Source organism: Ancylobacter oerskovii (assembly GCF_018390555.1).
GTDB classification, from domain to species: Bacteria; Pseudomonadota; Alphaproteobacteria; order Rhizobiales; family Xanthobacteraceae; genus Ancylobacter; species Ancylobacter oerskovii.
The window spans coordinates 1-1095 of record NZ_JAHBGB010000038.1; the positions used below are offsets into that span (position 1 = coordinate 1).

Here is a 1095-nt window from a genome sequence, read left to right on the forward strand (position 1 = left end):
TGCGAGCCTCACGGTTCACAGAGGAACAGATCATCGGGATGCTGAAGGAGCAGGAGGCGGGCGCGAAGACCGCTGACGTCTGCCGCAAGCACGGCATCTCCTCGGCGACCTTCTACAAGTTCAAGGCCAAGTACGGGGGCATGGATGTGTCCGATGCCCGCCGGCTGAAGGCGCTCGAGGAGGAGAACGCTCGGCTGAAGAGGCTGCTGGCCGAGCAGATGCTCGACAACGCGATCCTGAAGGATGTCAGCGCAAAAAAATGGTGACGCCCGATGCGAGGCGCAAAGCCGTGGTTCATGCCTGTGCGGCGCACGGGGTGAGCCAGCGTCGGGCGTGCAAGGCGCTAGGCGTCGATCGCACCAGCGTGCGTTACCGAAGCATCCGTTCCGACGATGCAAGTCTGCGGGAGGCCATGCGGGCCGTGGCCGGCGAGCGCCGCCGCTTCGGCTACCGGCGCATCCACATCATGCTGAGGCGCCAGGGCATCGTCATGAACCAGAAGAAGCTCCGCCGGCTGTATCGGGAAGAGAAGCTTCAGGTCCGCCGCCGCGGAGGACGCAAGCGAGCGCTCGGCACGAGGCGTCCCATCCTGGTCCCGGATCGGGTCAACGTCCGCTGGAGCCTCGACTTCGTGTCGGATGCCTTCACGGACGGTCGGCGTTTCCGGGTGCTGGCCGTCGTCGACGACTTCAGCCGGGAGTGCCTGGCGCTGGTGGCCGACACCTCGCTCTCGGGACTTCGGGTGACACGCGAACTCGATGCGCTGCTCGCCATCCGGGGCAGGCCTGCGACCATCGTTTCCGACAACGGCACCGAGCTGACCTCGATGGCCGTTCTCAAATGGTGCCAGCAGAGCGGCGTCGAATGGCACTACATCGCTCCCGGCAAGCCGATGCAGAACGGCTTCGTCGAGAGCTTCAACGGTCGGTTCAGGGACGAGTGCCTGAACGAGACCCTATTCTCGAGCCTGGGCCAAGCCCGTACCGCAATCGCCTCGTGGAAGGAGGACTACAATGTAAACCGCCCTCATTCAGCTCTCGGCAATCGATCCCCCGCCGAGTTCGCGGCAACAATCCCATTGGAAACCCAGGCCGC

The 1095-nt window shown here is 64.6% G+C and carries 1 protein-coding gene; it reads left to right on the plus strand.

What is annotated here, in order from left to right; translation table 11 throughout:
• Positions 1–1095, plus strand: a protein-coding gene (locus KHC19_RS18665) for an IS3 family transposase (RefSeq protein WP_425514524.1) whose coding sequence is annotated in 2 segments (ribosomal slippage) — positions 1–261 and positions 261–1095 — 1096 coding nt annotated over the 2 segments. Because the reading frame shifts where the segments join, the coding sequence is not laid out codon by codon here. This gene is flagged as partial in the annotation.